The sequence below is a fragment of the Janthinobacterium sp. HH104 genome (assembly GCF_001758715.1).
Classification (GTDB): domain Bacteria; phylum Pseudomonadota; class Gammaproteobacteria; order Burkholderiales; family Burkholderiaceae_D; genus Janthinobacterium; species Janthinobacterium aestuarii.
In genome coordinates this window covers 74,625-97,878 of the sequence record NZ_LRIB01000053.1, presented here as the reverse complement: position 1 = coordinate 97,878, position 23,254 = coordinate 74,625, and the positions used below count along the sequence as shown (strand labels likewise).

At 62.9% G+C, this 23,254-nt stretch carries 15 protein-coding genes, 1 tRNA gene and 2 pseudogenes; 9 read left to right on the top strand and 9 right to left on the bottom strand.

The window, feature by feature from the left end:
• The 3 genes from JAB6_RS24630 to JAB6_RS24620 all read right to left on the bottom strand — a co-directional run.
• Positions 1 to 5,330, bottom strand: a 5,330-nt coding sequence (locus JAB6_RS24630; RefSeq protein ID WP_139143497.1) for an S-layer family protein, incomplete at its 3' end; no start/stop codon positions are given.
• 480 nt (positions 5,331 to 5,810) lie between these two features.
• Entirely contained in the window at positions 5,811 to 7,823 is a 2,013-nt protein-coding gene (locus JAB6_RS24625) for a S9 family peptidase (RefSeq protein WP_070305255.1), read from the bottom strand.
• 189 nt (positions 7,824 to 8,012) lie between these two features.
• Positions 8,013 to 8,921, bottom strand: a complete 909-nt coding sequence (locus tag JAB6_RS24620; protein ID WP_070305253.1) for a LysR substrate-binding domain-containing protein — start codon at positions 8,919 to 8,921, stop codon at positions 8,013 to 8,015.
• Between the two features lie 158 nt (positions 8,922 to 9,079).
• Between JAB6_RS24620 and JAB6_RS24615 the strand changes: the two genes are divergently transcribed.
• From JAB6_RS24615 to JAB6_RS24605, 3 genes are read left to right on the top strand one after another with little or no spacing between them, the layout of a single operon-like run.
• Positions 9,080 to 9,625, top strand: coding sequence for a sugar ABC transporter (locus JAB6_RS24615; RefSeq protein ID WP_070305251.1), 546 nt, complete (start codon positions 9,080 to 9,082; stop codon positions 9,623 to 9,625).
• Positions 9,626 to 9,632: 7 nt separating this feature from the next.
• Positions 9,633 to 9,959, top strand: coding sequence for a hypothetical protein (locus JAB6_RS24610; protein WP_034752124.1), 327 nt, complete (start codon positions 9,633 to 9,635; stop codon positions 9,957 to 9,959).
• A gap of 21 nt (positions 9,960 to 9,980) precedes the next feature.
• The gene (locus JAB6_RS24605; protein WP_070305249.1) at positions 9,981 to 10,820 is read left to right on the top strand and encodes an MBL fold metallo-hydrolase; all 840 of its coding nucleotides are present in this window, start codon (positions 9,981 to 9,983) and stop codon (positions 10,818 to 10,820) included.
• Positions 10,821 to 10,842: 22 nt separating this feature from the next.
• Here JAB6_RS24605 and JAB6_RS24600 read toward each other — a convergent pair whose 3' ends face one another.
• The 3 genes from JAB6_RS24600 to JAB6_RS24590 are packed head-to-tail and all read right to left on the bottom strand — an operon-like array spanning position 10,843 to position 16,681.
• Complete coding sequence (locus JAB6_RS24600; protein ID WP_070305247.1) at positions 10,843 to 12,336, bottom strand: efflux transporter outer membrane subunit; 1,494 nt, start codon at positions 12,334 to 12,336, stop codon at positions 10,843 to 10,845.
• Positions 12,333 to 15,515 (bottom strand): efflux RND transporter permease subunit, encoded by a 3,183-nt coding sequence (locus JAB6_RS24595; RefSeq protein ID WP_070305245.1) that lies wholly within the window; start codon positions 15,513 to 15,515, stop codon positions 12,333 to 12,335. Before JAB6_RS24595 ends, JAB6_RS24600 begins: the two co-directional genes overlap by 4 nt.
• Positions 15,515 to 16,681, bottom strand: coding sequence for an efflux RND transporter periplasmic adaptor subunit (locus JAB6_RS24590; protein ID WP_302622678.1), 1,167 nt, complete (start codon positions 16,679 to 16,681; stop codon positions 15,515 to 15,517). Before JAB6_RS24590 ends, JAB6_RS24595 begins: the two co-directional genes overlap by 1 nt.
• A 164-nt stretch (positions 16,682 to 16,845) precedes the next feature.
• On the opposite strand from JAB6_RS24590, the pseudogene JAB6_RS29960 reads away from it, so the two are divergent.
• The 6 genes and pseudogenes from JAB6_RS29960 to JAB6_RS29775 form a co-directional block, all read left to right on the top strand.
• Positions 16,846 to 17,055: pseudogene (locus JAB6_RS29960) on the top strand (phage tail protein); the annotation flags it as partial.
• A 128-nt stretch (positions 17,056 to 17,183) separates the two neighbouring features.
• Entirely contained in the window at positions 17,184 to 17,645 is a 462-nt protein-coding gene (locus JAB6_RS24580) for a phage virion morphogenesis protein (protein WP_070305240.1), read from the top strand.
• A 289-nt stretch (positions 17,646 to 17,934) separates the two neighbouring features.
• Complete coding sequence (locus JAB6_RS29785) at positions 17,935 to 18,510, top strand: PAAR domain-containing protein (protein ID WP_072452529.1); 576 nt, start codon at positions 17,935 to 17,937, stop codon at positions 18,508 to 18,510.
• Complete coding sequence (locus JAB6_RS24570; protein ID WP_081367942.1) at positions 18,510 to 19,148, top strand: T6SS effector amidase Tae4 family protein; 639 nt, start codon at positions 18,510 to 18,512, stop codon at positions 19,146 to 19,148. The genes JAB6_RS29785 and JAB6_RS24570 overlap by 1 nt, the downstream gene beginning before the upstream one ends.
• A gap of 507 nt (positions 19,149 to 19,655) precedes the next feature.
• Positions 19,656 to 19,847: a hypothetical protein gene (locus JAB6_RS29780; RefSeq protein WP_254671795.1), complete on the top strand. Its 192-nt coding sequence runs from the start codon at positions 19,656 to 19,658 to the stop codon at positions 19,845 to 19,847.
• An 81-nt stretch (positions 19,848 to 19,928) separates the two neighbouring features.
• Positions 19,929 to 20,027, top strand: a pseudogene (locus tag JAB6_RS29775) (oxidoreductase); the annotation flags it as partial.
• Between the two features lie 916 nt (positions 20,028 to 20,943).
• Here the strand turns inward: JAB6_RS29775 and JAB6_RS24555 are convergent.
• From JAB6_RS24555 to adeC, 3 genes are all read right to left on the bottom strand, one after another.
• A tRNA-Pro gene (locus tag JAB6_RS24555) sits at positions 20,944 to 21,020 on the bottom strand.
• Positions 21,021 to 21,122: 102 nt separating this feature from the next.
• A complete protein-coding gene (locus JAB6_RS24550; RefSeq protein ID WP_034752166.1) occupies positions 21,123 to 21,737 on the bottom strand; it encodes a TetR/AcrR family transcriptional regulator in 615 nt (204 codons plus the stop codon).
• A 68-nt stretch (positions 21,738 to 21,805) separates the two neighbouring features.
• Positions 21,806 to 23,254, bottom strand: coding sequence for an AdeC/AdeK/OprM family multidrug efflux complex outer membrane factor (gene adeC, locus JAB6_RS24545; RefSeq protein WP_070305233.1), 1,449 nt, complete (start codon positions 23,252 to 23,254; stop codon positions 21,806 to 21,808).

Below are 23,254 nucleotides of genomic sequence, written 5' to 3'. Positions count from 1 at the left end.
CGGATCGCCGCCAGGCTGGCCGGCGTCAGGGTCAAGGTGGGCGCCGCGACGGCCAAGGTATAGCTGTTGGTGGCGCTGAACGGCGCCCCCACGCCCGTGCTGCTGTCCGTGACCTTGATGCTGAACGGGAAACTGCCCGCCACATTCGTCGTGCCGGACAGCACGCCGGTGGATGCGTTCAGGCTCAGGCCCGCTGGCAGCGAACCAATCACGGCGAAGCTGTAGGGTGCCGTGCCGCCCGTCGCCGTCAGGGTCGCGCTGTAGGCCGCTTCGGCCGTCAGGTTGGGCAAGCTGGCCGGGGTCAGGCTGACCGTGGCTGACGCGACCGTCAGCGTATAGCTTTGCGTGCCGGTGAACTGGTGCGCATCTTCCGCCTGCACGGTCAACGTAAAACTGCCGGCCGCCGTTGGCGTACCGCTGAGCAAGCCGCTACCGCTCAGAGTCAGGCCGGCAGGCAGGCTGCCGCTCGACACCGTATAGGCATACGGAGCGACGCCGCCATTGGCCGTCAGTTGCCGGCTGTACGCCGTGGCCGCTGTCGCTGCCGGCAAGGTGGCTGGCGTCACGGTGATGGTTGGCGCGCCGACGCTCAGGGTGTAGCTGTTGGTGGCGCTGAACGGCGCCCCTGCCCCCGTGCTGCTGTCCGTGACCTTGATGCTGAACGGGAAACTGCCCGCCACATTCGTCGTGCCGGACAGTACGCCGGTCGATGCATTCAGGGTCAAGCCGGCAGGCAGGCTGCCGCTGGTCACGCTGTAGGTATAGGGCGCCATGCCGCCCGTCGCCGTGACGCTGACACTGTAGGGGGATTCCGCCACGGGATTGGGCAAGGTGGCCGGGATCAGGCTGACGGCGGGCGCGCCCACGGTGACCATCACGGTGGCCGGTGCCGAAGTGCCGCTGCCATTCGTGGCCGTATAGGTAAAGCTGTCGCTGCCCCCGTAGCCCGTCGTCGGCGTGTAGCTGATGCTCGTGCCGCTGGCCGTCGCCGTGCCATGTGCGGGTGGCGATGCCACGGCTACCGAGGCCGCCGCGCCGCCGCCCAGGTTCAAGGTGATCGGATTGGCGCTGCTGCCGTAGGCCACCGTCGTGGTGACGGCGCCGGCGACAGGCACGGCGACCGCCACCGTGCCGGTATAGGCACGGACACCGGTATATGGTCCGCTGCCGCTGCTGCTGTCTGTGGCCGTGATGCTGAAGCTGTACGCACCCGCCACCGTCGGCGTGCCGGACAGGGTCCCGTTCGCCTCCAGGGTCAAGCCGGTGGGCAAACTGCCGGCAGTGACGGCATAGCCATACGGCGACGTGCCGCCAGTGGCGGTGACGCCCTGGCTGAAGGCGACGCCGGCCGTCATGGCAGGCAAAGCCGCCGGGGCGACGCTGATCGCTGGCACTGCCACGGTCAGCGAGTACGCCCGCGTACCGGCATACGGACCGCTGCCCGTCGAACTGTCCGTGGCGCGCACGGTAAAGTTGAAGGTACCGCCCGCCGTCGGCGTACCCGCCAGCAGACCGGCATTGGACAAGGTCACGCCGGCCGGCAAGGCGCCCGCGCTGACGGCATAGGTGTAGGGTGCAAGACCGTTCGCGGCCGTCAGGGTCTGGCTGTAGGCCGCACCGACTGTGGCACTAGCTACGCTGGTTTGCACAATCGTCACCGTCGGCGTGCCCACGGTGATCGTCACGGTGGCCGCCGTCGAGGTGCCGATGCCGTTGGTGGCCGTGTAGGTAAAGCTGTCTGACCCGCCGTAACCGGCCGTCGGCGTATAGGTGATGCTGGTGCCGCTGGCCGTCGCCGTGCCATGGCTGGCGGCGGATGCCACCGCCACCGAGCTTGCCGCGCCGCCGCTCAGGCTCAAGGTGATCGGATTGGCGCTGCTGCCGTAGGCCACCGTGGCGCTGACGGCGCCGGCAATGGGTGCACCCGGTGCCACGCTGCCGGAATAGGCGCGCGAGCCAGAGAAGGGAGCGCCTGCGCCAGTGCTGCTGTCGGTAGCGGTGATGGTGAAGCTGTATGCGCCCGCCGCCGCCGGCGTACCGGACAGGGTGCCGTCCGCCGCCAGGGTCAAGCCGGTGGGCAAGCTGCCGGCGGTAACGGCATAGCTATACGCTGCCGTGCCGCCGGTGGCGCTGACGCCCTGGCTGAAGGCAACGCCGGCAGTCATGGCCGGCAAGGCAGACGGCGCGATGCTGATCGTTGGCGCAGCCACCGTCAGCGAGTACGCACGCGCGCCAGTATATGGGCCGCTGCCCGTCGAACTGTCCGTGGCAAGCACGGTAAAGTTGAAGGTGCCAACAGCAGTCGGTGTGCCCGACAGCAGACCGGTGGCAGTATTCAGGCTGACTCCGGCCGGCAAGGTGCCGGCGCTGATGGTGTAGGTGTATGGCGTGGTGCCGTTCGCGGCGGTCACGCTCTGGCTATACGCCGTCCCCACAGTTGCCGCAGGAACGGTGCTTGGCGCAAGGACGATGGTGGGGCCGCCAACCGTGATCGTCACGGTGGCAGGCGCCGAGGTGCCTATGCCGTTGCTGGCCGTGTAGCTAAAGCTGTCCGGCCCGCCGTAGCCTGGCGTCGGCGTGTAGGTAATGCTGGTGCCGCTGGCCGTCGCCGTGCCATGGCTGGCGGCAGATGCCACCGCCACCGAGGTTGCCGCGCCACCGCTCAGGCTCAAGGTGATCGGGTTGGCGCTGCTGCCGTAGGCTACCGTGGCGCTGACATTGCCGGCAATGGGCGCACCCGGTGCCACGCTGCCGGAATAGGCGCGTGAGCCAGAGAAGGGAGCGCCTGCGCCGGTGCTGCTGTCGGTGGCGGTAATGGTGAAGCTGTAAGCGCCCGCTGCCGCCGGCGTGCCGGACAGAGTACCGTCCGCCGCCAGGGTCAAGCCGGTGGGCAAGCTGCCGGCGGTAACGGCATAGCTATACGCTGCCGTGCCGCCCGTGGGGGTGACGCCCTGGCTGAAAGCGACGCCTGCCGTCATGGCCGGCAGGGTCGACGGCGCGATGCTGATCGTTGGTGCCGCCACCGTCAGCGAATAGGAACGCGCACCAGCATACGGGCCGCTGCCCGTCGAACTGTCCTCGGCGCGCACGGTGAAATTGAACGTGCCTGCCGCCGTCGGCGTGCCCGAGAGCAAACCCGTGGCGGTATTCAGACTCACCCCGGCCGGCAGGGCACCGGCGCTGATCGCGTAAATATATGGCGCGGCGCCGTTCGCGGCGGTCACGTTCTCGCTATACGCCGTCCCCACAGTTGCCGCGGGCACGGTGCTTGGCGTAATCGTGATGGTGGGTCCGCCAACCGTGATCGTCACAGTGGCCGGCGCCGAGGTACCCACGCCGTTGCTGGCCGTATAGGTAAAGCTGTCCGGTCCGCCGTAGCCGGCCGTCGGCGTATAGGTAATGCTGGTGCCGTTGGATGTCGCCGTGCCATGGCTGGCGGCGGACGCCACCGCCACCGAAGTTGCCGCGCCCCCACTCAGGTTCAGGGTGATCGGATTGGTGCTGCTGCCATACGACACCGTCGCGCTGACATTACCGGCAACGGGCGCACCAACAGCTACCGTGCCGGAATACGCGCGCGCTCCCGAATAGGGGCCGGAGCCGCCGCTGCTGTCGATCGCGGTGACGGTAAAACTGTAGGCGCCGGTCGCCGTGGGCGTGCCGGACAAGGTGCCGTCCGCCGCCAGGATCAAGCCCGCCGGCAGGCTGCCTGCAGTGATGGCGTAGCTATGTGGCGCCGTGCCACCGGCGGCCGTAATGCTCTGGCTATAGGCGAGACCTGCCGTCATGGCCGGCAAGGTCGTCGGCGCGATGGTGACGGTTGCTGCCGACACCGTCAGCGAATAGCCGCGCGCGCCCGAATACGGGCCGCTGCCCGTCGAACTGTCCGTAGCGCGCACGGTGAAGTTGAAGGTACCGCCCGCCGTCGGCGTACCCGACAGCAAACCGGTGGAGGTATTCAAACTCAACCCGGCTGGCAAGGCGCCGGCGCTGATCGCGTAAGTGTATGGCGCGCCGCCGTTCGCGGCGGTCACGCTCTGGCTGTAGGCCGTCCCCACAGTTGCCGCCGGCACGGTGCTTGGCGCAAGCGTGATGGTCGGTCCGCTGACCGTGATCGTCACGGTGGCCGGCGTCGAGGTGCCGATGCCGTTCGATGCCGTGTAGGTAAAGCTGTCCGGCCCGCCGTAACCTGCCGTCGGTGTATAGGTGATGCTGGTGCCGCTGGCACTTGCCGTGCCGTTGCTGGCGGCGGACGCCACCGCCACGGACGTCGCCGCACCGCCGCCCAGGTTCAGGGTGATCGGGTTGGCGCTGCTGCCGTAGGCCACTGTGGCGCTGACAGCACCGGCCGTCGGCGCACCGGCAGCCACCGTGCCGGAATAGGCGCGTGCGCCCGAGTATGGTCCGGCGCCGGTGCTGCTGTCAGTGGCCGTCACAGTAAAGCTGTAGGCACCGGCCGCCGTGGGCGTGCCGGACAGGGTGCCGTTCGATGCCAGGGTCAAGCCTGCGGGCAGGCTGCCGGCCGTTCTGGCATAGGTGTACGTGCCGGTGCCGCCGCTGGCGGCTATCGTCTGGCTGTAGGCGAGACCGGCTGTCATTGCCGGCAGGGTCGTCGGCAGGATGGCGATGGTGGGCGCGGAGACCGTCAAGGTATAGGCGCGCGTGCCATTGACGGCCAGCGAGTCCGTGGCGCGCACGGTGAAGTTGAAGGTGCCGCCCGCTGTCGGCGTACCCGACAGTACACCGCCGCCACTCAAGCTCATGCCAGCCGGCAAGGCGCCAGCGCTGATGGCATAGGTGTACGGCGCCGCGCCACCCGTCGCCGTCACGGTTGTCGTGGAGTAAGGCTGGGCCACCGTGGCATTCGGCACGGTGGCCGGCGCCAGCACGATGGCGGAGGTGATCGTGACGTTGTACACGATGGGCTGCCCCACATCGTCCCTGACGGTAAACGTGTCCGAGGTCGCGCTGAGATTGGTATTCCGGTAGCGCACGGCATTCGTGGCATTCGAATCTTCCAGCGTGCCATACAGCGGCGCCACCAGAGTGCCCGTCAGGCCGAACTGGGAGCAAGGCGCATTGGTGTAATCCTCGTAATACTCGCCCCCCGCGACGATGCTGACGGCGCGCGGGCTCGGGCAGGTGCTGGCGGCGGAAGCCTGGCTGGATAAGAGGGACAGCAAAAGAAACAGCAGGGTTCCCACCAGGCGCATCAGCCACGATGGCCCCAAGCCTTGAGCTGGCGGCGCGCCATGGATCCCGGCAATGCAGCCGTCAACACCGCGGACAGGCGTGAACAGCCATCCAAATTTCGTGAAATTTAGAAACATTTGTCTTCCCTCGATACATTTATCTTGACGCTGGACCTTGTACGGATAACGGTCATGGCAAACCTGCACGCCGATAACAGCAACCTTCAACAGGCCTGAAGATGGCTTCCCAGCATGATTGAACCTTGCTTTACGTCAATCTATGCTACTACGACTTACAAGGAAAGTAACTGCGAGATATTATCAAATAGGGAAGTTTTTTAACGAAAAACAATTATTGTTGAAATGGTGTATTTATCTGGCAACAGAATTGAAAGAGAATGCCTCATGGAGGGCTGGATTGACCAACTCGCCGTGTGTCATGCCAGTGGTTCATCGGGCGTGGGGGCAGCGAATTGGCCTTGCGCACCCCAAAGTCAGTTGTATGCACGCAACGCCGGAGACTGTCATCTTGCAAGCCACGCGCACAGAATTTCTTGCCGGCGGGCGGCATGGCCTGCCAGGCAGTTTGCCCGGCAGGCCGCGCCACTTGGTGGCCGCTTACTGCATGGCTTGCTGCAAGCCCGGCGCGAACTCGGCGCCATGCTTGATCTGCGCCGTGGACGCCTTCAGGGTGGCGCCAATCGGCTCGGCACGGCCAGCCAGGCATTGGCCCAGGAAGTTCTCCGTCACGGCATTGAAGGCGATGTTGTTCACGGGCCGGGCAAAGCCATGACCCTCGTCGGGGAACAGCACATACGTGACGGGGATATTCTTCGCCGCCATGGCCGCCACGATCTGGTCCGATTCGGCCACGTTGACGCGTGGATCGTTGGCGCCCTGGCCGATCAGCAGCGGACGCTGGATGTTCTGCGCAAAGTTCAGCGGCGAGCGCTCCTTCAGCAGCGCCTTGCCCTCTTCCGTGGTCGGGTCGCCCATGCGCTTGTAGAACTGCTGCTTGCCCGCTTCCCAGTACGGCGGGATGGTTTGCAGCAGGGTAAACAGATTCGACGGGCCGACGATGTCGACGCCGCAGGCAAACGTCGTCGGCGTGAACGCCATGCCGGCCAGGGTGGCGTAGCCGCCGTACGATCCGCCCATGATGGCGACCTTGTCGGCCGTGGTCACGCCGCTCTTGACGGCCCACTGCACGGCGTCGAGCAAGTCGTCATGCATCTTGCGGCCCCACTGCAGGTCGCCGGCCGAGATGAACTGCTTGCCGAAGCCCGTCGAGCCGCGGAAGTTCACGGACAGCACGGCGTAGCCGCGGTTGGCCAGCCACTGGTGGTAGCCGTTGTAGCCATAGGTGTCGCGCGCCCAAGGGCCGCCATGCACCAGCAGCACCATCGGCACCGCCTGCGTGGCCTTGCCATCGGACGTCGCCTTCGACGCCTGCGGCAAGGTCAGATAGGACACCAAGGTCAGGCCGTCGCGCGCCTTGAGTTGCTGCGGATACATGGGCACCAGCGGCGCGCCTTCCAGTTCGGGCCGGGTCACATATAAACGCGTGAGCTTCTTGGTCTTGCGCTCGTACAGCCAGCTCGATGGCGGCGCCGTGACGGCGTCGACATTCACCAGCCACTTGTCATCGGCATCCGTGCGCGACGTCACCGTGAACTGGCCCTGCGTGTTTTTCTTCAGGAAAGCCAGGTCGGCTTTCAACTCGTTCGTCAGCGGCAGATATTCCTGCTGCAGATAATTGACCGTATAGGCCTGCACCTGGCCCGTGCGCGTGTCGTACAACGCATCGGCGATGTCGGAGCGCGGGTCTTGCGCCACGACCGTGCTCTTGCCGCTGGCCACGTCCTGCGCCAGCAGCGCCGAGGTATTGCGGCCGCGCGAATCGGTCCAGTACAGGGTCTTGCCGTCGACCGTGAAGGCCAGCGGCGCCGTCGTCTGCGAGTCTTCCAGGGCCACTTCGGCCAGTGGCGTGCTCTCGACCTTGCCGTCCGCCAGGCGGAAATACTGCATGCCGCCATCGGCGCGCGCCTTGCTGGCGATGCGCAAATTGAGCAGTTCATCGGCCAGGTAGCCGCCATAGCCATCGTTCTGCTGTACCAGTGTCAGCTTGCCGCTGGCCAGGTCCAGGCTGTACACGTCGTGCCAGCGCGCATCGCGATTATTGATGCCGACGAGGATGCGGTCCTTCACCTTGCTGCTGATCTGGACGATCCGCACACGCGTCTTCTCGAACGGTGTGTAGTTGATCTGCTTGCCGCTCGCCACGTTCACGCCGTACAGCAGGAAATTCTCGTCGCCACCCTTGTCCTGGATGAACAGCAGGGTTTTCGAATCGGGCGACCAGAAGCTGCTGCGGATGGGCCGCACCTTTTCTTCCGTCAACGGGCGCGCCTGCGCCAGGTCGCCGGCCGGCGCCACCCACACATTGAGCACGCCATCGCGCGGCGCGATCCACGACAGCCACTGCCCATCAGGACTGAGCTTGCCGCCGGACTTGCTGGGATTGCCGAACAGCTTGGCCCGCTCGATCAGCGGCGTGTCATTGGCAGGGGCTTGGGCGTGCGCCGGCAGTACGGCGGCGAACAACAGGACAGGCAGGACATAGCGAATCATGGACACCTCATGGTTGTGGGATGAAGGGAAAACATAATAATTATGCATGTGCCAGCACATCATAGGCCAAAGCCATATCGCCAGGTTGATGACAGTGATGGGAGACGCGAATCGGGGGATGGAATGCGAGAAAGGGAGTATGGAATGCGATGCGGACGACCATCCCAACGCTGGGCTGCGCTTGATGGACTAGGTCTGCGGCGCAGCCATCGTTGTTTGCTTCGCCTCGGCCAGTATCCATTGCGTGAATGTCTGGATGGGTTTTCCGCTCAAGCCGATGGGCTCGGGAAGGACGATGCAAAAGGTCTTGGAGATGGTTTTTCCATCGGGCCATGGAGCGGCCAAGCGGCCTTGCGCCAGCTCCGTTTCCACGTAAAGGCGCGGCACCAGGGCGACGCCGAGGCCGGCCAATGCCGCCTCGATCAGCATGGCATGCAGATCGTAGCGCGCACCGGTTGCAGGATTGTTCAGCGCGACTCCCGTTTCCCGGGAATAACGTTCCCAGGCATCCGGATTCTGCCGCCGATGCAGACGCGGCAGCGTATCCAGTGCGGTTGATCCTTTGCCCTCTTTCAGAAGTGCAGGATGACAAACTGGCACCAGCACCTCATGCAGCAACGGATACGTACGCATTCCTGTCCAGGCCGGATGCTCGAAATGGATGGCGGCATCGAAGCCGCTGCCGGCAAGAACGAAGGGGTGCATGCGTTCGGTGAGATGCACAGTGATGTTCGGATGCTGCTGCTGGAATTGTGGCAAACGGGGAATCAGCCACCGCATGGCGAACGTCGGGATGACGGCAATGTCGAGGCTTGCGCCATCGATGGGCTGTCCCATCAGATACTGGCTGTCTCGCTCCAGCCGGTCGAGCGACTCGCGCACTTGCGCCGCATAACGCTCCCCGTTCGGCAATAGCCGGACACGATTGCCGACTCGTTCAAACAAGGTAACGCCAAGAAAGACTTCGAGCCGGCCAATCTGCCGGCTGATGGCCCCTTCCGTCAGCGACAACTCCGCCGCCGCCCGGGCGAAACTGCCATGGCGGGCAGCGGCCTCGAAGGCCATCAATGCGGCGTTGCTGGGGATCTTGCGGCGCATGAGAGTTCCTGACTCAGAGCCAGGTTAGCGGCTCACCTTGATGTTTAATCATGGAAGGATACCAAAAAATCGATTTATAAGGATAAATTCAGGGTACACAATGACTGAACATCAACAAGGAAGGCCGGTGCGCAAAGCGTCCGGTCACGAGCGATCTCATGATATATACAGTCGAATGCAGCTTTGCCGATCCCGCCAGCGAAGCGCAGTGGAATCATTTTTATAGCCTGGAAAAACTGCCCGCGCTCATTTCGGTAAACGGCTTCCATACCTCGCAGCGCTTCAAGGCCTTGAGCGCCGGATGCCCTGTCTACCTCGCCATGCATACGATCGACAGTCTCGATGTGCTTCAGGGACAGGAGTATCGCCAGAAAGGCGGCGGCAATTTCGCGCGCTGGCAGCAGCACATCACCGACTGGCACCGCAATCTGTATGCCGGCCTTGAGCGCGCACCGGCCATCGGCGAACACGACTATCTGGTGACGAGTACGGTCGGCCCGGAGCCGCTTATCGACATGGGCCTCGCTCCCTGTCGGATGCAGGCTGTCGCATTGGAAAGGTTTCCTGAATATCGATGGGTGGCGAAGATGGGGCGCGCCACTGATCCCGGCATGCATCAGCTGCCGGAGGGCGTCCATCTGTATGCGCCCATGACCGGTCAGTTGACGAATGGCAGCGACATCGCTGCGCACATTTCGCGGTAGAGCCCACATGCCCAACGTGACGATTTTCATGCCAACAGAAAAGATGCCGCCGGATGCAAATCTGGCGGCACTCACCGACCAATGTACCGAACTCTGCACAGGGATGCTTGAAGCTGCGCTGGAGAACGTGCACATCATCTATGTCGGTGTCCGTCATGGCCGGGGGAATCCGGCCTATGCGGAAATCCAATACCGGCTTGTACCGTTCAGGACGAAAGCAGTCATGGATGTGTTCATGGAAAGGCTGGAGGGCATCATCAAAGCAAATACCGGCCTTGCCGCACGCATCCGCTGTTTTGGCTATGCGACCCAGGCCATTCATGCACGCAATTGATTATCAGATAGGAATACGGCAATGAACCACATACCATTTCCCAGCCAGCAGATAGGCGAGTTTTCGATCACGGCCATCAGTGACGGCTACCTGTCCGCCAGTCTGGATTTGCTCTCCAATATCGATGTGATGCATGCGTCAAAATTGCAGCAAGACGCGGGGGTGAACGATCCCTCTTCCATCCATATCAACTGCTACCTGGTGCGCGGCCGTGGCCGCACAATCCTGATTGATGCGGGTGCGGGCGGATTCAAGCACTGGGGCGGCAAGCTGAAAGTCAATCTTGCGCTGGCTGGCGTACAAGCCTCGGACATCGATACGATACTGCTGACGCATGCGCATCCCGATCATGTCGGCGGGCTGCTTGATGCGTCAGGAGAAGCCGCCTTTCCCGATGCGCAGCTGGTGGTCCACCAGCACGAGGTTGCTTTCTGGGAAGACGATGGCAATCTCAGCCGGGCAAGTGATCGCGCTCGCGGCAACTTTCTGTTTGCCCGGAAGGTGTTTGAAAAGTATCGTGAGAAGATGCGCTTGTTTACCGGGAACGAAGTTCTCCCTGGCATTGGTGCCATGCCCCTACCGGGGCATACCGCAGGGCATTCCGGTTATCGCATCGAATCCGGTGGCCGCAGTCTGTTGATTTGGGGGGATATCGTGCATTTCCCCCAAATCCAGATTGCGCGTCCCGACGTATCCATTGCCTTCGACCAGGATCCCCTGCTGTCGGCCGAAACACGCTCGACACTGCTCGATGTGGTCAGCGCCGACAACATCCTCATCGCCGGCATGCACCTTGGCGAACTCGGCTTCGCACACATCCAGCGCAAAGGCAATCTCTACAGGATAGTCTACGAAGCCTAGCGGCTGCCCGCGCGCAACAAGGTCAAGGCCTGCCGGCGAGTTGCTTCGTCCGGGGAAGCGACCCGGCGCCTTCACAGTCGTAGCTTGCCTGCGCGCAGATCTCCCAGCCGCCGCCCAGCGCCTTGTAGATGCTGACAACGGCAAGCCGCTGGTTGGTGCGCGCGATGGTCAGCGCACGACGGCTGGCAAAGTCGGCCCGTTCCGCTTCGAGCACGTCCAGGTAGAGGCCTGCGCCTGCCGAAAACTGCAACCTGGCAAGACGCGCAGCCTCGCGGGTTGCCGCCGATTCCTGCATTCGCAAACCGAGCGTGCTGCCTGCCGTGCCGTGGGCTTTGAAGGCATCGTCCGTTTCCTGGAGTGCACGCAAGACGGTCCGGTCGTAGACGAGCAGGGCTTCCCGGGCGCGTGCCTCGCTGGCGGCGATGCGGGCACGCACGCGCCCCGTATCGAGCAGATTCCAGCGGATGACGGGGCCGAGGAAGCTCGACTGCATGCCAGCGTCGCCCATCGCATCGAGACTACCCGCGACGAGTCCGATGGAACCCGTTACCTGGACCTCGGGATACAGGCCAGCCGTCTCAATGCCAATGCGGGCGGTCGCGGCAGCCAGGTTGCGCTCGGCCGCCGCAATATCGGCGCGCCGTGCGAGCAGCCCGGCAGGATCGCCCACGGCAATCGTCCGCACCGTCAGCGCGTCACTTGCCGGCGCGACAGCGGGAAGGCTGAACGTCTGCGGCACTTCGCCAAGCAGGACGGCCAGTGCGTTGACGGAGGCCGCGCGGCGGCGCTCCAGTTCGGGCGCGGCCACCTCCACCGAGCGCAGCAAGGCCTCGGCACGGAGCCGGTCGAGTTCGCTGGCAGAGTCTGCGCTCACCATGCGTTCGACCAGCGCCAGGCTGTCGCGCTGGCTTTGGGTCATGCCGGCAACGACAGCGAGTTCAGCTTCGATGCCGCCCAGCTCGAACCAGGTGGCCGCCACTGCGGCGGCGACGCCCGCCTGCACGCCGCGCAGCAAGGCTTCGCGCGAGCCCGCCTGCGCCTGGCCCGCCTCCACGGACCGCCGCACGCGGCCGAACAGGTCGATCTCCCAGGACGCATCGACGGTGCCGCGATAGCTTTCGCTCTGGCGCGGCTGGCCGGGCAGCGTTTCAGCCTTGCTCAGGCGGCGCTTCTCATACCCGAGCGCGGCGCCACCTTGCGGCAGGAAGCCCTGCCGGTCTTCACGCAGCAGCGCTTTTGCCTCCGCGAGCCGGGCGGCAGCGATGCCGACGTCGTGGTTTGCCGCCAGCGCCCGCTGGATCAGGGTGACCAGCGCCGGGTCGTCGAAGCTGCGCCACCACGCCACCTCGACCGCCCCCGGCACAAGACCGGCGTGGGCCTGGCCTGCGCTGCCGGAAAACTGCGCTGCGGACAGCGGCGGCGGCAAAGGCGTCGCATAATCGGGGCCGACCGCGCAGCCGGCCAGCACGATCAGCGCACTCAGAGAAACGACAACTGTTTGATACGGGGGATTCATGATGCGCTCCTGTGCATGCTTGTCTGGGTCGTTGGCTTGTGGCGTTCGAAGCGGACCGCCAGGGCGCGCATCACCACATAAAACACGGGCGTGAGGAACAATCCGAACAGTGTCACGCCCAGCATGCCGGCGAACACCGCGATCCCCATGGCCTGGCGCATCTCGGAGCCGGCGCCACTGGCAAAAACCAGCGGCACGACGCCGGCGATGAAGGCAAGCGAGGTCATCAGGATGGGGCGCAGCCGCAACCGGCAAGCCTCGATGACGGCATCGAGCGCGCTCGCCCCTTCCATTTCCAGGCTACGTGCGAACTCGACAATGAGGATGGCGTTCTTGGCAGCCAGTCCGACGAGCACGATCAGTCCGATCTGCACGAAGATATTGTTGTCGCCGCCCGCCAGCCACACGCCGATGATCGCGCTCAGCAGACACATCGGCACGATCAGCAGGACGGCCAGCGGCAGCAGCCAGCTGTTGTACTGCGCGGCCAGGATCAGATAGGCGAGCAGCACGCACAGCGGGAAGATGAACAGCGCCGAATCGCCAGCCAGCTTTTGCTGGTAGGTAAGGTCAGTCCACTCAAAGCTCATGCCTTCAGGCAGCACCTCCTTCGCCAGCCGTTCCATGACCGCCACGGCCTGCCCCGAACTGACGCCTGGCATCGCGCCGCCCGAGATGTCGGCCGAAGGATAGCCATTGTAGTGAACCACGCGGTCCGGACCGGAACTGGGCGTGACGGTGACAAACGACGACAAGGGCAGCATGTCGCCGGCCGCATTGCGTACCTGCAAGCGGCCGATGGCCTCGGCCTGCATGCGATGCTCGGCATCGGCCTGGGCCGTTACCTTGTAGGTCCGGCCGAAGCGGTTGAAGTCGTTGACGTAGAGGGAACCGAGGTAGATCTGCAACGATTCGAACACGTCGGCCAGGCGCACTCCCTGGCTCTTGACCTGGGTACGGTCGATGGCGACCTCGAGCTGTGGGGCATTGACGTCCAGGCTGGTCATGAGGCCTGCCACCTGTCCCGACTCGCTTGCCTTGGTCATCAGGATATGCGTCTGCTGCACCAGGGCATCGAGCCCGGCACTGCCGCGGTCCTCGACCAGCATCTTGAAACCGCCGGTCGCGCCAAGGCCGGGGACCGGCGGCGGCGGGAACACGCCGAGGAAACCGTCGGGAATGCTGGCGAATTTCGCCTGCAGGCGCCCGGCAATCGCATTCGCCGTGAGGTCGGGCGTCGTGCGGGCCTTGAACGGGTCGAGCATGACGAACATGACGGCCGCGTTCGGCACGTTGACGAAGCCGTTGATCGACAAGCCGGGGAAGGCGACGACGCTTTCAACGCCAGGCTCGGCCAGCGCAATCTTCGACATTTCCTTGGCGACGGCGTCGGTCCGGTCCAGCGATGAGGAGTTGGGCAACTGCGCGATCGCCACCAGATAGTATTTGTCCTGCATCGGCACGAAGCCCGGCGGCACGGCCTTGAAGCCGAAGAAGGTCAGCGCGAGCAAGCCGCCGTACACGAGCAAGGCCACGCCGCTGACCCTGACGACTTTGCGCACGGTGTTGCCATAGGCATCCGGCGCGCGCTGGAACGGCCGGCCCAGCATCTGCAACAGGCGCTCGGCGCGGCCACGCAGGCTGCGCGGATCATGCACGGCCTCGGCCTTGACCTTGCCTGGCTTGAGCAGCAGGCCGGCAAGCGCCGGGCTGAGCGTGAGCGAATTGACGGCCGACAGGATGGTCGAGATGGCGATCGTCAGCGCGAACTGGCGGTAGAACTCGCCCTGCAAACCGCTCAGGAAGGCGGTCGGAATGAACACGGCGGCAAGCACCGAGGTGATCGCGATGATGGGGCCCGTAACCTCATCCATGGCGCGCCTTGCCGCTTGCCTGGGTTCTTCGCCATTTTCGATGTGGCGCTCGACGTTCTCGACCACCACGATGGCGTCGTCGACGACGATGCCGATCGACAGCACCAGGCCGAACAGGGATAGCGTGTTGAGCGAAAAGCCCATCAGATGCATGACGGCGAAGGTGCCGATCAGTGATACCGGTACCGCCATGAGAGGAATCAGCGACGCGCGCCAGTTGCGCAGGAACAGCACCACCACGATGACGACGAGAATGATCGCCTCGAGCAAGGTTGTTGCCACCGATTCCAGCGAGGCACGCACAAAGACCGTCGGGTCATAGGCGATGCGCGAACTCAATCCCGCCGGGAAATTTTCCTCCAGCCGCTGCATGGTATCGCGTACCGCCTGCGCAACGTCGAGCGCATTGGCGCCTGGGCTTTGAATGATTTGCAAGGCGACGGCCGGCTCGCCGTCCAGCAGGCTGCGCAGCGCATACGCGTCGGCGCCCATCTCGATGCGTGCCACGTCGCGCAAGCGCGTCACCTGGCCTTCGGCGCCCGTGCGGATGATGATGTCGCCGAACTGTTCCTCGTCGGTCAAGCGTCCGAGCGTGTTGACCGTCTCCTGGAAGGCGGCGCTGGAGTCGGGAGACTGGCCGACGGAACCGGCTGCCACCTGCACGTTCTGTTCGCGCACGGCGGCAATCACCTCGCCGGCCGTCAGGCCGCGTGCGGCGATCAGGTTCGGATCGAGCCACAGCCGCATGCTGTATTCGCCCGCGCCCCAGACGAGGACGTCGCTGATGCCGGGAATGCGGGACAGCTCGTCGCGCACCTGCAGGTAGGCGTAATTCGATATGTACAGGGGATCGTAGCGCTTGTCGGGCGACAGCAGGTGCACCACCATCAGGATATCCGGCGAGGTTTTCTGCGTGACGACGCCCTGGCGCTGCACTTCTTCAGGCAAACGCGGCAGCGCGCGCGCGACCCGGTTCTGCACCTGGACCTGCGCCATGTCGGCGTTCGTCCCCTGCGCGAAAGTGACGGTCAAGGTCATGCGGCCGTCGGTTGCCGATTGCGACGACATGTACTGCATGCCCTCGACTCCGGTGATGGCCTGCTCGAGCGGCGCCGCCACCGTTTCGGCGATCACCTTGGGGTTGGCGCCAGGATAGGCGGCGCTCACCTGCACGGTCGGCGGCGTCACGGCAGGATACTCGCTGAGCGGCATCTGGAAGAAGGCAACGATACCGGCGAGCACCATCAGGACCGAAAGGACGATGGCAAAGATCGGGCGGTCGATGAAGAAACGTGGGAAAGACATCACGCGGCTCCCGAGGTTTTCGGCACGGCGATGGGCGTGCCGTCAATCGCGGCCGACTGCGGCGTCACCTGCATGCCAGGGCGCACGAGCCCCTTGACGACGATGCGCTCGCCGGGCTGCAGCCCCTGCTCGATCACGCGCAAACCGTCGACCATCGGGCCAAGCTCGACGGGCCGGAACTCTGTCTTGTCGCCTTTGCCGACCACGAGCACATAGCGGCGCCCCTGGTCGGTGCCTATCGATTGATCGGAAACGAGCACCCTGGCTTGCTGCGCCCCCGTCTCCAGCCTGACCTTGGCAAACAGGCCGGGCGTCAGTTTGCCATCGGGGTTGTCGACCACGGCGCGGACACGCACCGTTCCCGTCCCGCGGTCAGCGGCGTTGGCCAGGAAATCGACACGGCCGGGACGTACATATGTCTTGTCCGTGGCCAGCGCCACCATGACCTTGGCCGCCTGCGTTCCACGCACAGCGGCGCTGGCCCGGCCGGCGGCGAGCGAGCGCAAATAGGTACGCTCATCGACATCGAAATAGACGTGCAGGGGATCGATGGAAACGATCGTCGTCAGGGGTGTCACGCCGCTGGCGACATAGTTGCCCTCGGTGACCAGGACTTGGCCGACTCGTCCGCTGATCGGCGCCGTGACGCGCGTGAAACCGAGCTCCAGTTGCGCGGCGTCGAGCGCGGCCTTGGCGGCGTCGACCTGTGCCTTGCCCGCATGCAGCGCCGCCGTCGCCACGTCGAGACGGTCGCGCGCGACGATCTTCGTGGCGAACATCTGTTCGGCCCGCTCATGCTCGGCCTGGGCCAGCATCGACGCCGCCTCAGCCTCGCGCAAGCGCGCTGTGGCGGCATGCACCGCAGCCTGGAACACGCGCGGATCGATCACAAAGAGCTTGCTGCCCTTCTCGACAAAGCGGCCTTCCGGCACGCTCACGTCCTGCAGGTAGCCGGCCACCTGCGGGCGCAACTCAACCCGCTTGACGGCGGTCAGCGAGCCGTTGAACTCGACGTAGGGTGTTGCCTGGCGAACGACCACTTCGGCAACGGGAACGCTGGGCGGCTTGGCCGCAGCGGCAGGCGATGCCGTCTGCTTGCATCCGCTGACGGCAAGCGCGGTGACCAGCACTGCGGGGATCAGAATTATTGGTGTGACTTTCATCATTGTGCCTTTCGCGACTGGAGTCGACATGGTTTTGTTGAGCTGAAACAACTCCCATCGCCTTTATCCGACCTGACACACTTGGAAGGTCAAGCTTTTTTATCGATGTGAGGACTGGGGCGGCTCGGCGCGGTGATGCGCACCGTGTCGAAACTTCCTTGGCGCGTATGGCCGCCGCCATCTCCGCCCTGCAGCGCAACCATGACCGCCTGCTGGTCTTCGCCGACGAGGGCAATGTGGTGGCCCTGATCGCCTGGCTGAAAGTCCACCAGCTCGACCTGATGGCCAACGAAGAAAGGCGCAAGCACGGCATCGCCTTCGAGGTCGATTTTAATAACCACGAAACGGTCGATATTTCCATCAAGCTGGACCTGACCGAACGCGTGGCCGTCAAGACCGGCGAGGTGGGCCGCCTCGACATCAAACACCTGGCCGAGATACAGCACATGCCGGCCTACGCGGACGAGTTCTGGAAACTGTATGACGGCGAGACGCTGCTCGTCGAATGGTGCACGCCCAGCGCCACGCCATCAATCACAAGGTGGCAATCGACCTGCGCCGCAGTCAGGCGCAGCGCATCAAAGCCCAGCAAGGGCGGGATGGCGCGGCCTGTCCTGCACGCAAGCGGCGCAAGGAATTCAAGGGAAAGAATGGTCGGATCAAGCGGCAGAAGGCAGCGATGTTCAGCAAGATCTGCACATCCAAACATCTGAAAGTGAAAGCGACCGGCCACCAGATCGAGGTCGGGTTCTTTGGCTGGGTGGCGCGCGTGGCGCATGTGCATCAGTTTGGCCGGCAAGACCGCGTTAGCAAGAAGGGCGCAGTCTACAAGTACCCCGAGCGGCCGCTATTGGGCTTGAGCGAGCCGGATCGGACGTCGATACGCGAATCTCTACTGCGTCACATGGAGCAAAACAAAGATGCTTCAATGCAAACTTCAACTGACATTAGTTATCAAATGAGTTAGAGTCGCATGATACCCACCGCCAAGAGCGGTCTTTCGGAAAACAGAGGTTTTCCGATGCCATAGTGGCAGAAGCCTATCGGGCACGTGTAGACAGTGGAAATACGCAAAGCAAACCACGTCGGGTTGCTGATACAACCGTAAACCTCGCTTATGACGTTTCCCGACGGAATTCTTGGCGGTTCCGGCCTCCCGCTATTCCAGGCGGCGATACGGATATTCTTAACGAGAGGCAATCTGGTGTTGAACTTAATATAATTAAATAAACATCATTCTCTCTAGAAAGCATTACATGCCTGAGATAATCCGACAGGGCGACACCACGAGTCATGGCGGCACAGTATTGGAAGGATCCCCGCGTGACCTGTGCATGGGCAAGCCGATCTCATATCTGGGCCACAAGGTACACTGTCCAAAGTGCAAAGGCATATTTCCAATTGTCGAAGGAGTAACAACCACGTCGTTCTATGGCAGAGGTGTGGCGGTTGCGGGAATGAAAACCTCGTGCGGCGCAGTTCTTATCGCTTCCCAATTCACCGATACAGTGGAATGGAGTACAGGCACATGGCAAGCCGCTGAGCATTCGAATGCGACTGCGGCGGCTGCCGCGCAATTAGCGCAGGGGGCTTTACCTCGACGTTCGTCTGCTGCGGCCTCGGAGATCGCCGAAAGCTATGACGAACAACCACAGCTTCACGCCAGCGAAATCGGTGGCATTCCGTATTTTGTCGAGACCAAGGACGGACGTCGCTTCTCTGGCCGCGCAACGATGGAAGGCATGCTCCCCCGCGTGGAAACATATAACGAAGAGGAATACACCGTTTACTGGGGTGACGTTGCCCTGGCTAAAATGGAAGAGGTCGGCTGATGGCAGCGGAGCTCAAACAACAAGCAAAGATTAAGACGAACACCACGAAGGACTCCGTGTGCAAGATTGACGTTCCCGTCGTCAAATTCGCCGACCTTTGGGAAAACTATGTTAGTGGTGCACCATACAAGCCAGGGGAAGGCGACAAGGGGGACTATAGTAATCAATGCGCCCTACGCATGAGTGCGACTTTTCACAAGGCGGGAATCAAGATGCTTTCCTTCTCGCAAAAAACCGTAAAGCCGATGCCAGGCACGAAAGTATTGGGGCGCGTCATGTTGAACGGCTCCCCCGCTGCCGCGCGGGCATACGAACTTAGCGAATGGCTCAAGCTACAGCCGTTTTGTGGCTTGCCCAAAAAGCCCGAGAACATCACCGGCAAGGATTGGGAATCGAAGGTCAAGGGGCGTACTGGCATAATAATGTTTCATGCTTACTGGACTCGCAGCGGGGAAGCACCTGCAAGCGCAAGCGGTGGGCACATCGATCTATGGAACGGGTCACGGCTCACGAATAACGGCCTAACCGGAACGCTGGAGACATTTGCACGGTTCACGCTGGGAATCAATAACCCTTGGATACCGATTTACTCCGATCTTCGGAACTCGAAATTAATCCTTTTCTTCGAGGTCAAATGATGGTGAAAAAGATTGCTTTTATTGTCCTCGGGTTCTTGGTTGGCATAGCCTTCGATATGGTGCCTCATGCGTTTGAGGTCGTCGCAAAGACCAACGTTTGTCGCGAATCATGCTCCAACTTACTAAAAGTCGTGTCAATCGTCATCTATGCGATCTTGCCAATAGCATGGGGTTGTCTCTTGGGTGTAGTGATTGGAAAGCATCACCAAAAACGAATACTAGGAATACTGTTGACCAGTGCGCTATTGTCTCTAGTTGTCATGGCAGTATTAACTTGGTTTCTCTACAAGCACCAACACCCATGATTTTCAACCTCGCTAGACATCAACGTTAAGTCAAACCTCAACTGCTCCATGGTCCGCTATAGGGTGCGGAAACGACCACCCGCCACATCGCCCCCGACTTGGGAAATATAAGTTTATGCCTCACGGATTGCCATAGTCGCTAAGCCGCTTATCAACCCGTCCCCGCGTGCATCCGCACGCGGACTTCGGCAACATGCACTGCATGAACGCCGACCTGTCCGACCTCCTCCGCTTGCTGCAAAACCTGATCCGTTTGGGCACCATCGCCGAGATCAACGGGGCGAAGGCGCGTGCGGCTTGGGCCGACACTCACCACCGAATGGCTGAACTGGGCCACGCGGCGCGCCGGCAGCACGCGCACCTGGTCGACGCCCACCGTGGCTCGCGCCGCTGACGGCGTGGCCATGGCCGTGCAAGGGACGATCAAGGCCAGCGAGGACGTACTGGCCGGCGCCATCAACCTGACCAAGCATGCATGGGCTCGCGCATCCGGCGCCGCCGCTATGACTCCGAAGTGCCCGGGCTGATCGACCAGCCGCTGAACGGCGCCACGCAGTTGCGCATCTACGCGGCTACACCCACTCCGGCCTCGGTTCGATGTGGTACCGTGCGAAGGAGCGAATTGGAATGAACGATGATGTGGTATTGCGTGATATCCGGGCGTTGGCGGCCAAGGATGCGGCCTCGCGCGGCGAGAACCGCAGCGACATTAAAAGCGCATGGTAACCACGTCAGGCAAAACGACGGGTATTTACATCAAGGAAGCGATTGCGGAGGCTTCCGGGGTTCCGATGGCATTGCCCTGGCTCGAGTAAAGCCCGATTTTCACAAATAGCCGCCATCATCTGTCAACGCTGGATGGCTGTTCCCGCACCGTCGCGGACGCTGGAAGCACTTGTTTTTAAGTCTGGATGAGATGCCGGCTGACTTAATTGGCAGCCTAAAGGTGAACAACCGTTATGCGATTACTGAGTAACGAGCCTCAACAATCACGATTGACCGAGTTGCAGGCGCGCCGATTGCCACTCAGGCCAAACAGCCTCTGCAACGATGTCCGGGTAGCCGCGTTTCGCCTCCATTATTTCAGCTTGCGAAACGGGCATCGCCATGCAAACCGCGTTGTCACGGATAGCGATGGCTTCAGGCTCTGTCAATGGCCTGCCCAACGTTTTTTCAGCGTGGAGAAGAACGGTCACAAGCGCAGGGATGAAAACCAAACAGTGACTGTCTTCAGAATCGTGCGTAGGCGAGGGCGGCGGCGCTTGCCGCTTTTTGAACATTCCAAACATTAAATGTAGACAGGCCTAAAAATAATAATCAATCAAATTCTGGCAATGACCGCTTCTGGCAGCCGATCGCAGCCATGAGCATGCAACGCTGCGCAAATCATACGTCCTATAAACGGAAAAACCCGGCACCGATATCAGACCAATGTCCAATACACAGTGCCGGGTTTTGATACAGCTTGCGCCGTAAGTCCTTGAATCTAATGGTCGGGGCGAGAAGATTCGAACTTCCGACCCCATGCACCCCATGCATGTACGCTACCAGGCTGCGCTACGCCCCGACGAGGTGGGAATTATAGCAGAGGCTTTTAGGTTTTTGCCATGCTTTGCGCATGATTCATATCGAACTGCGCAAACTTTTTTGCATGCCCCGTCCAGGCGCCCTATTCACTCAGCAGCAGCGCCGTCAGGACGATGCGGAAACCGGCGATCAGCGGTTCGACCTTGACGTCGGGATTGTGCACCACGCGCACGGGCAAGCCCTGGTACATGGCGATCATGGCATTCAAGCGCCCTTCGAGCATCTCTTCGTCGGCCGGCAGGCCGCGCTTGATGCGCGCGTCGCGGATGATCGTCAGGAACAGGGCGCGCGAACGCCGGTCGGCACAATGCAGCATTTCGGCAATGGCGGGATTGCGCGAGGCCTCGGCAAAAATTTCCAGCGGCATCACCCACGTTTTCGGATCAAGGCTTTCCAGCACGTGCTCGCCCGCATTGTCGATCACGGACTGCAACGGGTCTTCGCGCTGCGCCAGATCCTGCATCAGGTTCGACACCCGCTCGGTGTTCTTCATGACGAAGGCGGCGATGATCGCATCCTTGCTGTCAAAATAATTATAGATGTGGCCCGCGCTCATGCCGGCCGCTTTTGATATCTCTGCCATGCTGGCGCCGTGAAAGCCGCGGCGGCTGAAACAGCTTTCGGCCGCATCGAGGACCTGCTTGCGGCGCGTGTTGGCGCGCTCGGGGTCCGGATGCTTCTTTTCAACTTGGTTCATGATTTTCCAGTAGCGCGCCGGCCTTGCCCCTGCGGACAAGGGCAAGGCCGGCGTCGGCGTCCCCGTGGTTATTGGGTGCCGCCAGCCGCCGCGACGGCTGTCTGCTCAGGCTGCCAACCGCCGCCCAGCACCTTGTACAAGGTCACCAGGTTGGTCGATTTGGCCAGGCGCGCCGTGATCAGGCTTTGCTGCGCCGTGTACAGCGCGCGCTGGGCCACCAGGGCGTTCAGGTAGGACTCGGCGCCCTGCTTGTAGCGCGCGTCGTGGATGGTGTAGCTCTTCGTCGACGCCTCGACCAGCGAGACCTGCGACTGCAGGCGCTCGTCGATGGTGCCGCGCTGGGCCAGCGCATCGGACACTTCACGGAAGGCGACCTGGATCGCCTTTTCGTATTGCGCCACGGAGATTTCACGCTGCACCTTGGCGATATCGAGGTTGGCGCGGTTCACGCCGCCATCGAAGATCGGCAAGCTGATCTGCGGCAGGAAACTCCACGTGCCGCTGCCGCCCTTGAACAGGCCGGACAGGTTGTCGCTGACCGAACCCGCCGTCGCCGTCAGCGATATGCGCGGGAAGAAAGCCGCGCGCGCCGCGCCGATGTTGGCGTTAGCCGCGCGCAGGTTACGCTCGGCCGCCAGCACGTCGGGACGGCGTTGCAGCACGTCCGACGGCAGGCCGGACGGAATGTCCGCCAACGCCGTCACGGCGCCGAACTCGCCTTGCGGCAGCAGGTCGGCCGGCACGGGGCCGCCCACCAGCAGCACCAGCGCATTCTGGTCGAGCGCCACCTGGCTCGTGTAGACGGCCACGTCGGAACGGGCCGACTCCACGCTGGTCTGGGCATCGTACTTGTCCAGGCCCGAGGTAGCGCCCGCACTGAAGCGGCGCACGGCCAGGTCATACGACGACTGCTGGCTCTTCAAGGTGTCCTGCGCCACGCGCAGGCGCTGCTGGTCGGCCACCAGGTTCAGATAGGTGCTGGCCACTTCGGCCACCAGGCTGATCTGCTGTGCACGGCGTGCTTCTTCCGTGCCCAGGTATTGCTCCAGCGCGCTGTCGGACAGGCTGCGCACGCGGCCGAAGAAGTCCAGCTCGTACGCCGACACGCCCAGGTTCGCCGTGTACTGGCGATTGATGGACGCTTCGCCCGTGGCGCTCTGGTTTTTCGAAATGCGCGTGGCCGACTGGCCGCCCGAGGCCGACAGGGTCGGGATCAGGGCGGCGCGTTCGATGCCGTAGGTGGCGCGCGCCTTCTCGATGTTCAGGATCGAGACGCGCAGGTCGCGGTTGTTGGCCAGCGCCAGTTCCAGTACCTGGCGCAAGCGCGCATCGGCAAAGAACTCGCGCCAGGCGACGTCCGCCACCGGCTTGGCGTCGGCGGCGGCCGTGTCGGCCTTGTAGGAAGGACCGGTCGGCCACGCCGTGGGCGCCGGCGCTGCCGGACGCTCGTACGTGGGAGCCAGGCTGCAACCGGCCAGCAAGGCCAGTGCCGCCATGGAGAGTAGCGTTTTTTTCAT